At 57.9% G+C, this 10,667-nt stretch carries 6 protein-coding genes and 4 pseudogenes; 5 read left to right on the top strand and 5 right to left on the bottom strand.

The features are described 5' to 3' along the window. Positions 1 to 320 (top strand): integrase core domain-containing protein (locus H288_RS0131015; protein WP_020096448.1); only part of this gene is annotated, 320 nt, incomplete at its 5' end. Between the two features lie 141 nt (positions 321 to 461). Here the strand turns inward: H288_RS0131015 and H288_RS35410 are convergent. Together H288_RS35410 and H288_RS36185 are read right to left on the bottom strand one after the other, a co-directional pair. Continuing rightward, positions 462 to 2,027 carry a hypothetical protein gene (locus tag H288_RS35410; protein WP_158684276.1) on the bottom strand — a complete coding sequence of 522 codons (1,566 nt, stop codon included), beginning with the start codon at positions 2,025 to 2,027 and terminating at the stop codon, positions 462 to 464. Positions 2,028 to 2,069: 42 nt separating this feature from the next. After that, positions 2,070 to 2,276 (bottom strand): annotated as a pseudogene (locus H288_RS36185) (hypothetical protein); the annotation flags it as partial. Here H288_RS36185 and H288_RS34955 point away from each other — a divergent pair. Beyond that, positions 2,275 to 2,403, top strand: a pseudogene (locus tag H288_RS34955) (IS110 family transposase); the annotation flags it as partial. The pseudogenes H288_RS36185 and H288_RS34955 overlap by 2 nt on opposite strands. A 44-nt stretch (positions 2,404 to 2,447) precedes the next feature. Here H288_RS34955 and H288_RS0131005 read toward each other — a convergent pair. Beyond that, positions 2,448 to 4,142 (bottom strand): ISL3 family transposase, encoded by a 1,695-nt coding sequence (locus H288_RS0131005; RefSeq protein WP_051123809.1) that lies wholly within the window; start codon positions 4,140 to 4,142, stop codon positions 2,448 to 2,450. 86 nt (positions 4,143 to 4,228) lie between these two features. On the opposite strand from H288_RS0131005, the pseudogene H288_RS0131000 reads away from it, so the two are divergent. Then, positions 4,229 to 4,603: pseudogene (locus H288_RS0131000) on the top strand (transposase); the annotation flags it as partial. A gap of 44 nt (positions 4,604 to 4,647) precedes the next feature. On the opposite strand, the gene H288_RS34540 reads toward H288_RS0131000, so the two are convergent. Continuing rightward, the gene (locus tag H288_RS34540) at positions 4,648 to 5,550 is read right to left on the bottom strand and encodes a methyltransferase domain-containing protein (RefSeq protein WP_081636600.1); all 903 of its coding nucleotides are present in this window, start codon (positions 5,548 to 5,550) and stop codon (positions 4,648 to 4,650) included. A gap of 242 nt (positions 5,551 to 5,792) precedes the next feature. Further along, entirely contained in the window at positions 5,793 to 9,692 is a 3,900-nt protein-coding gene (locus H288_RS35405) for a glycosyltransferase (protein ID WP_043713652.1), read from the bottom strand. Between the two features lie 463 nt (positions 9,693 to 10,155). On the opposite strand from H288_RS35405, the gene H288_RS35400 reads away from it, so the two are divergent. Next, positions 10,156 to 10,320 carry a hypothetical protein gene (locus H288_RS35400; RefSeq protein WP_158684275.1) on the top strand — a complete coding sequence of 55 codons (165 nt, stop codon included), beginning with the start codon at positions 10,156 to 10,158 and terminating at the stop codon, positions 10,318 to 10,320. Positions 10,321 to 10,519: 199 nt separating this feature from the next. Further along, positions 10,520 to 10,667, top strand: a pseudogene (locus H288_RS34950) (IS256 family transposase); the annotation flags it as partial.

Here is a 10,667-nt window from a genome sequence, read left to right as displayed (position 1 = left end):
TCGGCGCGACGAAGACCCCGCACCCGGTCGAGTGGCTGTCCGACAACGGCTCCGCCTACATCGCCAAGGAGACAGCGCAGACGGCCGCCGCGCTCGGCCTACGGCTGCTGTTCACCCCGGTGCGTTCGCCGCAGAGCAACGGCATCGCGGAGGCGTTCGTGAAGACGCTCAAGCGCGACTATGCCCGCCTTGCCATCTTGGCCGACGCCGAGACCGTGATGCGGCTTCTGCCGGCTTGGTTCGAGGACTACAACACGATCCACCCGCACTCCGGCCTGCGCATGCTCTCGCCCCGAGAGTACCTCAGCCGGACTGCCTAAACCCGCCCCGCTGCCTGTCCGGTCAAACAGGGTGCACTCCACCTCACAACGCAGGCTGCGGTAGGCTTCTGCGGAACTTCACCCCGTTTGGTCAAGGCAGTTCCCCAGCCTTGTGACTGATCGGGAAGCGACTCGTCCAGATCAGTGCGCTGTCCAGGCAAACCCATCACAGTAGACCGGCAGGCGGACCGTGCCGCCGCCTGTGAGGGCGCCGCGGTAGGTCGGAGCAGTCGCGTCGCTCACCGCAGAGAGCGTGTCCTGCAGGGCGCTATTGCAGGTGGGCAGCCCAGCGACAGTGTAGACGCGCAACCTGGCGGGACCCTCCAGGGCGACCCGCCCGCTGGCGCCCTTGGGGACCAGACGCACATCGATGTTCGCCGCCGCACCGTTGGCTTGCAGGCCTGTATCCGCCGAATTGTTGAAGATGCCGGGGAATGCCAGCCTGCCCGTGCCCGTCGTGCCGTAAATCTGGAGCAGAGTCTGACCGAAAGTGTTTCCAGAAACCTTCAAATCTCCGCTGCCCTGAAGGTCGATCGCCATCGGTACGTTGGCGTCGGAGCCTCGCGATCGGATGACTGGGCCGGTGCCAGTGTTGCCGCCACTTAATTCAAAGCGGTTCGCCGCGGCCTGCCCAGGGGCTGACCCGCTGTAGATCCGCACGCTGTCGCCGCCCGGCCGATCGCCGATGGACAGGGAGCCATCCACATTGAGAACGACCTGTTCGTAGAGCCGGCCACCGCCTCCGCCGTTGCCGAGGACCATCGGCCAGAACTTGCCAGTTCCCGAGATCAAGCTTCGAATGTGATAGCCGTCCGGACGCGTGTAAATACTGAGATTTTCCTCATTGGTGCCCGCCACCTTCTGAACTCTTAGGGTAGTTAGTTGGTCGTTGACATTTGCAAAATACTTGTACGTAACCGATGAATGATTCCCCGGAGCCTGCTGCAGAATCATCGTATCGCCGTTGGGGACTGCGGAGACCTTGTAGAGCAATCCGTTGATCCGCATCCCCTCATCGGGGTTGTTCGGATTCGGGGTGGCGAACGGAGCTCCCTGGAGCCGCTTCACGGTCGTCCCGGTGACCGACGCTGTTCCCTCTCCGCTGGTGAAAACGACATGGTAGGTGTCCGTGGCGTTCGATGCAAAGCTGACAGCAGATCCGTCAATGTTCTTCACCGTCAGCGAGTTGGGACTGGCGACACTTACGATGAGATAAGCCTTGTCGCCGAACCACAACTTGCGCCCAGGCCAGTCACCAGCCGTACTGAATGGGGTGTTGTCGATCCACGTGACTCGATTGGTGCCCTGGACCGTCTGAGCCTTGCCTTGAGCAGCCGCAGAATACAGGACGATTTCGGTCGGGTTGAACTCCTGGCTGGTGATGACTCTCAGCCAGTTGGGGGATCCATCGTTGCCGAGCAGGGTGCAGGCGGAGCCTTCATCGATGCTACCGCCGCCGATGCAGAGGCCCTGACCCGGCTTCGTGCGGACTCGGCCGAACGCCCAGAAGCCATCACCACCCGCCCGGAACGAGCTGATCGTGCCGTTTATGGTTGTCACGCCGGTGAAAGTCGGACTTGGGAGCGTCACTCCAGGTTGGAAACTTCGCACGACTCCGCCCGGATTGGTGAAGGGGGGCCGCATCTCAGCGTGAGTAGCACCGACGGTCAGCGCGATGAATGATGCCGAGACGTGAAATCGCTTCATGGTGCACACCTCAATCGGCAACCCTGACACGAGCAGTCGCGGTCATGCCGGCCGCAACGACGTACACGATCGCATAGCCCGGGACCTCGGCCGTGCCCACTCCTGCTCGTCGGCGCGATATTGGCTGGCCGACATATTTGGTGAGGGCATTTGGTGTGACGGATCGAGCCTGAAGCGATCGGGCTCCTTCGTCCAGGTCTGGCAGATGAACCCGCAAGGCGTGAGGCCGCCCACGGCCTTGAGCCGCCGCCAGGCCCGCGCCGACGCGAACGTCACGCGACTGATGACGATCCCGGGCATCGACATGGTGGTCCCGGTCGGTCTGATCGCCGCGATCGGACCTGTGGCGCGGTACGCCGGCCCGGATCGGCTCGTGGTGGACTTGCTTCAGTTCAGTGGCTCTTCGTCATTTCGTGTGGGTCAAGGAGCCAGAAGCACGCGACGGCGTAGGAGGTCGAAGCCGGCCCGGCCGTACATCAGTCGCTTGATGAGCTTCAGTTTCGTAATCTGGCCCTCGGACTGAGCGTTGCTCCACGGCATCGTCAACGCCGCCCTTACCGCGGCCGCATCAACGACGAGCCCGCTGGCGAACGTCTGCACGGCTCGGATGCCGCTCGCCTTCGCCTCGACGATCCAAGCCTCGAACGCCGCCAGACGTCGGATGCCATGGGCGGACGATCCGTTCCCCTTCTTCCCGGCCTCGCGTACGAACCCGACGAAGCGCTGGACCAGCCCGTGTAGCGTGGCCGCATCGGGATCCTGCACGATGCGCGCGAGAAGCGCGCTATCGGCCGGGCTCAGCCGGTCCGGTGCCACCGTCATGATCCAGGCGAGGACCTTCGATCCCGGCAGTTGCTCGCGCCGCGCCGGCAGCTCGGCCCAGCCGGGGGCCGTCATGCCGGGAACGGCGTCACGCCAGCGTCGCGGCGTGGTGATCGCGACCTTCGTCCGTCGACTCTGCAGCCATTTGTGGACCTGCCGCGAGCCGCCCGCGTAACCGCGTTCGCGCAGCTCTCGCAGGAGCTGCAATCCGTTCTCGCAGCCCTCGGCGCGGCGGCGCTCGAGATAGGCCAGCCAGGGGTCGAGCTGGCTCGGTCCAATCCGCCGTTCGCCGCGTTCCGGGGGCCTCTCCATGGAGGCGTAGCGCCGCACTGTTGCCGGTGCCAGAGGGATCGCGCGCGCGATCGCCATGATCGACTCGCCGGCCGCGCGGCGGCGCTGCACCTGTGCATGACGCACGGCCCTCCAACGTTGTGCCTCCTGCGCGGCAGCTTGATCTGTGCGGCTGCGCGGGAAAGCGTGGTCGCGGGCGTAATCAGGAACGGGAGCCGCCGCGCCGGAGGGGACGGGAAGGGCGCGCAGGCGGGCATGAGCGCCGACCAACCAGCGTTCCAGCATCTGGCGCGCGTTCAGAAGGAGGTGCCAGCGATCCGCGACTTGCTGGGCACGCGGGACGACGGCCTGGGCCGCACGCGCGTAGCCTGTCGACCGATCCCGTGCGACGATCTCCAGATCGGTGTGCGACGCTAGCCAAGCCTCGAAGGTCGCCGAGTTGCGGTCGGGCAGAAGATCGATGGCACGATGATGGTCGAGGTCGACGACGAGCGTGCCCCAGGCGCGCCCACGACGCCAGGCCCAGTCGTCGACACCGATTGCCCGCGCTCGTGCAACGCGCGGCAAGGGCGCGGCGTGCATGAGGCGCAGCAGCGTCGAGGCGCTCGCCGGCATGGAGAGATTTGCCAGCAGGCGCGCACCGGCTCGAGCGTTGATGGCCAAGCCGACGCGCTGCTGGGCCTTGGCGAGGCGTCGGGTTCGTCGGGCGTGCGGAGCCAGGAGAGAAGGGGCAGGAAGGCAGAATGTCCGTCGGGGACAGGAGGGGTTGAGGCAGCGCAGACGCCGGACGGTGAGGTCGAGCCGAACGGCGCGTCCAAGGGAGGGTAGATCGGCGGGGTGCCGCTGATAGGAGCCGTGACGGGCGGTGCTCAGCGTGCCGCAAACGGGACATCGTCCTGCGCAGCGACAGCCGCGAACGTGCATGACAACGCTCGCCTCATGCCCGTCTTCGATGGAGAGTACCCGGCAGCCAGGAACCTCGTGCAGCCGCGCCATCGCCAAGCTCCGTCCTTCTCACACGAACGGAGAACGCACGGGGAAGCCACACGAAATGACGAAGAGCCACCAAAACGGGTCAACTCCAGTGCGCGACCGCGCTGCTGGACGGCCCCACGAACGGCACGCGCTTCCGTAGCTACGTCACCGAGACCTTGGTCCCAGACCTACAGCCCGGTAACGACGTCGTCATGGACAACCTACCAGCCCACAAGGTTGCCGGCGGGCAAGATGCAATCGGGGCCGCGGGAGCGCGGCTCCTCAATCTTCCGTTCTACCGCCCCGACTTCAACCCGATCGAGCAAGTGTTCGCAAAGCTGAAAGCGCTGTTGCGGAGTGCGGCCGCCCGCACAGTCCCGGATCTCCGGGCAGGGATCCAACAGGCCTTCACGCGCTTCACGCCGCAGGAGTGCCGCAGCTACCTCGCCGCAGCCGGCTACAAGAACGACTTGGCCGTCTCTACCTGATCGGGAACAACTCTAAACTGGAGCAACTCTATCTTACAACGTGCTCACATCAGGGCAGCTAATGAAAATCTCCGCTGACGTTCAGCAACGAGACGCTTCGCATCTTGAATCAGTCCAAATTGTTGCATTTTTAGCTTCTCTCGCGTTTCTACCCTCTGAGGCTTCTCAAGAGATACGAAGAACTCGAAGTCACCCTCAAGCGTGGGCTCGATGTGAGTTAGGAGAAAATCAAATCTTTCGAGCAACACAGCGCCCTCCATCAACTCAAGGAACGACGATGGAGTATAAAACCAGCAATGACTATCAATGTAGGTGCCTTCACTTATGATTTTTGACGCTTGATCATGAGCCAGATAAATGGCGTAATCAGAGTTATATTTTTCGAGCGAGTCCACATTCAAGTTATCAAGCCAAATTGCGCCAGGCTCGATCTTCGCTATGTTGAACGTATGCTCAAACATCTGCCGTACGCTCGGAATTTGATAATTGAGCATATCTGCCTCGATCAATTGGGCCAGCGTACTAAGGGGACACTTCAGATCGAAAGTGTAACGTTTATCCGGGACCGCGAGATTAAACACGCCACCTGGCTTCATGACGGAACAGATACCGCGAAACCATCCCAGCGTATTCGGCACATGCTCGATCACATGGCTCGCTATCACAAAGTCGAAAGCGTCCACCTCGCCCACGACTTCGGCGAGGGACCCCGACCCGCGCCATACATAGTCGACGTTTACAATGCCAGCGACCCTGTCCGGCAAGGCCGCGTGCTGCCTCCGCAATCCCTCAGTGTCGGTATAGTCTACGTACTTGATAGAGCCTATTCCTGAAGGAATGATAGGATTGTTCAGAGCCCCGATCTCAAGGCCTCGTCCAGTATTTGGATTAGTACCGCGAGTGAGGAATGCATCGCGACGTGTTACCGGTGACCATGTCATGGTCATAACTCCATTCGGGATCAATCAGCCTGCTTACAGGCATATTCGCGATGTGGCTGACGGCTGCATCCTGAACGCCGCTTTTTTAGCAACGCGTTAGGTCGTAATGACATAGGGCACTTCCAGACGAGCGACAGCGCCTGTCCAGCGCCGCAGGTCGAAACGTCGGCTGCGAAATCTGTAAGGCGGGTTACAACGCAACGTCTACTGCCCTCATCGAACCTTATGCTAACGATTTGTCTCGGTGGTTAGTTGGGCGTCAGCGCCAGCCCTTTCTGCGCCAATCGGGACCTCAGTATCTCTCGATAGATCCGAACAAGATCCTCACCCTGATCATCTGACCAGCGAGGTTGAGTGCCTGTTCGGTGTGGAGAAACCAGATACCGGCTTGGATATTCATCTATACGATGTAAGACGCCTTGCAATTGATTAATGTCATTCACCTCTACAACGTGGCCGTCTACATTCTCCTCGATCTCCTCACCGATTGCACCTAAACTGCTCGCGACGACCCACAAACCTGCCGCTTTGGCTTCTCTCGCCGCCAGCCCGAAACTTTCGGGCCATAGTGAAGGGGCTAGAAGGACATCTAGCTGGGCATACAATTCGGGCACTTTCGCTTGTGGGACTGGACCAATAATCTCAACGGGAGTTGTCCCCCAAGTTTCAGTCCTACTGTAACCCGCGTCGTACCTGTTATCCACCATCGTCAGGCTAAGATTCCGGAACTCATTCGAGCGGAGTATCGCCTCTAGCAATGTGGCCCCTTTATGAGCGGAGCGGTTCCCTATGTGGCCGAGCCGCACTCTGCCATTTCTGGATTCATTACGACGTAGGAATTGGAGTCTTGATATACCGTTTGGAACCGCGACAGCTTGCGAAACACCAGCGGCTCTATAAATATCAGCGAAACTCTGCGATACACTCAAGACTTTTGTCGCCTTTGCAAGTAGGCGCTCCAGACGCCGCCGTCGTGCTAGGGAAGCCAGCCGACCGAGCGGTACGTCGCTTGACGATGCCAAATGATCGGATGACGGAAGATGGAGCTGGCCATCCTCATCGATCAGAAATTGGAAGTCTGAAATCCACCATGCATCATGAGTGGTAACGATATATGGGATATTACGCTGAACTGCCACTTCGACTGGCGTAGCGGTTAAACCTTGCACACAGTGAAAGTGAATTAGATCAGGATTGAAGCGGTCGATTGCCTGCTGGAAGGGAGCAGCCATTTGTTCGTCAAAACCATACCAATCCATATAATGTTTACTCTCTATCCCAATCCGATAGACCGGTATGTCGCCGTATGAATCGACAGATATCTCACCCGGATTGTTCGAGCCAACGTCACTTGCGACAACTGCTAAGTCGAATAAGGAGCTATAGTGAGAAGATATATACTCTACATTGTCACGGACAACGCGAGTAGCTCCCCCAATCGAATGTGGAGGGAAATATATGTTGACGATTAAAACGCGATGCCGTCCACCTATTCCATTGGACGTCGCAGGCTTCAATTCGGCCGGATCGCGTAAGAGCTGTTCTGGAGCGTCTGAGGCCGCAGAGTCGTTCGTGGCTTTCATTCTAGCATTCCAACGTGATCGCGCTGGAGAGCCACGATACAAATCGGGTGCATACTCTTCTCCAGCCGCCACGGCGGTCGGTGGCGGCAAAAATTTAGACAGTACCTCAACAGCGGCGGCGGAGCTGTAGCTGATGATCGCCCTTTGTCTAGCCATGTTCCCTATCTGGTAGCGGCGCTCTGGGTTGCGGATAAGGTATTCTAAGGCCCGCATCCAGTCATCTGGCGATCGCGCTATAAGCACGTCTTCGCCGTCGCGAAGTGCCTCATCGTAAGTGGCAGTCGAACTTACGACTGAGGGAATGCCGCACATTGCAGCCTCGAGCCACTTGATTTCACTTTTGCAGTCCGTAGTTTTGCTTCTGGCGAGAGGTGCGAGATTGATATCCGCACCCGACAGCACCTCCCAATAGTCAGATACATTGTTGCTGAACGGGATCTGATAGACTCGCTCGTCGAAGCCCTGCAATGTCGCAGTAAGTTTAAGGTGTCCCACAATCACCAGACGGACATCGGAATGCTCGCGCAAAATATATTCCAATGCTGGCGCCGCGAGATCGTTAAAATCTTGATTGTGCGCCTTGGTGCCCGACCCATAGAAAATTGTCACCATGTCTGAGGACAGAGGTTTCGGCTCCCGTAGGACGTAAGCGTCATTTCTGTAGTCGAGGCCGTTACGCAGAACATGGCATATGCCGGTGCGGACCAGCGGACGAATGTGGATAGCGAGTTCGGGTGTAGAAGCGATGCCGAAATCGCATAACGTCATTGCGTAACGGAATAGAGGAACCCCATATTGTAGTCCGGCGTATGTGTCTTCGTTGATTTGTCCCTGGAAACTTTTATAGGGGTCGGGATACGCTATGGCGTCGAATATCAAATCGTCGATGTCGTAGAAAGTTGGTAGGCCTAGACTGCGGGCATATAGTATGGCGTGTATGATTTCTGGCGTGGCGGGAGTTCTGTAGAATATAACGGCTCTCGCGCGGTCGATAGCGGGACGGTAGGCGTCCGACCGATTCTGGTTATGAATCTCGGCGTCCCATCCACCAAGCCGGAGATAATTATATTTTTGAACCACGCGGTAATGATCGCATTGCGCCAAGTCGCGATTTGCGATTATCAAAATGGGGCCGTGCTTACTTGGCGGGAGAACTGCCGGAAAGGATTGTATCTTCGACAATATGTCGGTAATGAGCTTGAGGTCTGTATGAAGCTCGTTGTCGGCCTCGGTGCGGCGTCCCTTCTTGTATGCCGTTATATAATGACTCTGCTTGGCGTTTTGCAGATGCGTCAGAGCGCGACGCGCTGTGAGTCGCCATTGGTAGGACGAGCTGCACTGTTGAGAGGAAAATTCAATTTCCTTCAGCGTCTGTTCAAATTCCTCAAGCGTGAATGCCAAGCCTTCGATCGCGTGGATATGGCTCCATACGGAGGCATTCGGTAGGTGCGCAGCTATCAGGAACTCTTTTGTTGCATCGGATATTCGGTTCTGGGCCCTGAGCACATCGCCGCGCGTGTGATGTATTGAACTCACGCCTTGTGCCATAGAGACTGCCTTGTCCGACGCCTTTGAGGCGAGAACTAGCTGGTTTCGCAGCAGGTATCGTCGGGCCAGGACGTTCATGAAATTCCCGCCGTTAGCCCCTTTTTCGACTGCGTCTAAGTTCTTCGCGAATCCGAATTCAATGAAGTGTCGCAAAGCGTTCCCGCGGCCGGCGGGCACAGATACATGCTTGGCAGCATTGCGTCTGTACAATTCTTCGTTGAAACAGGCTGGAAACTCATCCTCCCCGATGATGCCGTTTAGAAACTCTAGCTCATTCGGAGCCTCTCCGCGGCCAAAGCCGGTATTAAGCCAGTACCTGTACAATTCAGCTGGGTCTTTGAAGATTTTCTTGCTGCTGGTTACGGTCGCATAAAATATCGGATCAAATCGATACTTCGCAGACAATGCGAGTTGCCTGTCGACACCGCTCTCGATAAAGAGGCAAATGGCCTCAATTCTGGTTTGACATGAACGCGGCAGAAGTTCACGATTTAGCAGGTTGAATTCGCCAAGATTTAGGAGCTTGATCCAAACGGTTGAGGTCAGATTTTTTGCGCGTGCAAACTCCTGAAAGCTCTCCGGATATTCTCGCGTGCTCGACACCTTTTTTGTGTATATCCGGTAGTCGCGTTCTACTGTCTCATCTTTATGAATGTACTCGCGATTTTCGTACCTGCCAAACTGAAGATAATGTGCAATTAGTTCGTAATTTTCTTCTAGGTGCCGCAGGTCGGGGTTCATTGCCCGATATTCGGCTGGTTGGAAATCTGCCGGAATTGCGCCGTGCTCGAGGGTAAGTTTCTTGATTAGAGCTTCTGGAGTGGCGGGGCGGCCCTCGACACGTCCGTGTCGATAATAGTGACGCTTGAGCGCCCTGTCTCCGCGGAGATGACTTAGATCGCCAAAATAGCGCCTATAAAAATTTGGATCGAATCTATTTTTGATTTCTCTGGCGGTTGCCAGTTGTTCGGTTAGATCTGTCCAAGTACGCTTGATTTTCCTGGCTATTCGTGGCATCGGAGGGCCTTAGGTATTACATAACAAGTGATGTCGAATCAGTTTGCGTTCGGAGCTCACTCGGGTGAGGTTAATCTGCTCCCGCGTTTGCCGTTTCGCAGTTCTTTGAAATTCGTCCTTATGGGTTCATTTCAGTTAGCCTGGCGGTCTCGAAAGTTCTTTCTCGATCGATCTGTTCAGAAATTTTAAATTCGCCAGTGTTAATGGCGTTGCTTTCGGTTTGTAATCGTCCATCCTTATGAAGATTTCCACTTTGCTAATGAACATTCTCGAGGAGTATTGCTGAGCCGGATGTTGCGGTCCTGACTCATGAAACGTCGTTCGATTGATGCTCATTTTGGTAATCTCCGGCGGCATGGGCGTTTGTGACGTTTGAGGCTGCACCGCCTCTACTCCGGGAGATGCTCATTCCCTGGTTGAGGTACGTGGGTGCGTCTTCGTCGGGGTGCTATAGGTTCGGCGCATGCTCGGCAATACCCTGATATGCGGACTTCGGATGCGCGAACTTCCGCCCGTCCTGCTCGCCGCCTTGGCGATGTCGAGCAGCACCTTCCTGCCTGCGGCAGGTTCGAAGGCAGGTGTGATCCAGGCAGGCGCGCAGGTGGCCGCGGGTCAAGCTGCAGCGTGAGGTCAGCTGCTGCTGAATATGGCTGTCAACGCCGGAGGATCGTGGTTCTTCCGCACTTCGTGTGGCGAAGTGTGCCGGCCGGCGGGACGTGCCCCATCTCCGGAGATCGGCTTTCCGGAGGACGCCATGCCCCGCCGTATCCGGGACTGTCAGGAATTTCGTGTGCGGGCGGCCATAGTGGATCCGAAGGAGGTTCCCGATGGCACGACGCAAAGCACCCCGCATCCCTGACGCAATCCTGGACCAGCTCCTGGCTGGGGCCGATCCGAAGACGGCCTTCGAGGCCGATGGCCTGCTGGACGAGCTGAAGAAGGCCCTGGCCGAGTGGGCGCTCAACGCCGAGATGG

This window comes from Methylobacterium sp. 285MFTsu5.1 (assembly GCF_000383455.1).
Lineage (GTDB): Bacteria > Pseudomonadota > Alphaproteobacteria > Rhizobiales > Beijerinckiaceae > Methylobacterium.
This window is presented reverse-complemented; position numbering and strand designations above follow the sequence as displayed.

Coding starts and splice junctions, on each gene's coding strand:
- H288_RS35410 (WP_158684276.1), bottom strand. CDS start 2,027: ATGAAGCGATTTCACGTCTCGGCATCATTCATCGCGCTGACCGTCGGT.
- H288_RS35400 (WP_158684275.1), top strand. CDS start 10,156: ATGCTCGGCAATACCCTGATATGCGGACTTCGGATGCGCGAACTTCCG.
- H288_RS34540 (WP_081636600.1), bottom strand. CDS start 5,550: ATGACCATGACATGGTCACCGGTAACACGTCGCGATGCATTCCTCACT.
- H288_RS35405 (WP_043713652.1), bottom strand. CDS start 9,692: ATGCCACGAATAGCCAGGAAAATCAAGCGTACTTGGACAGATCTAACC.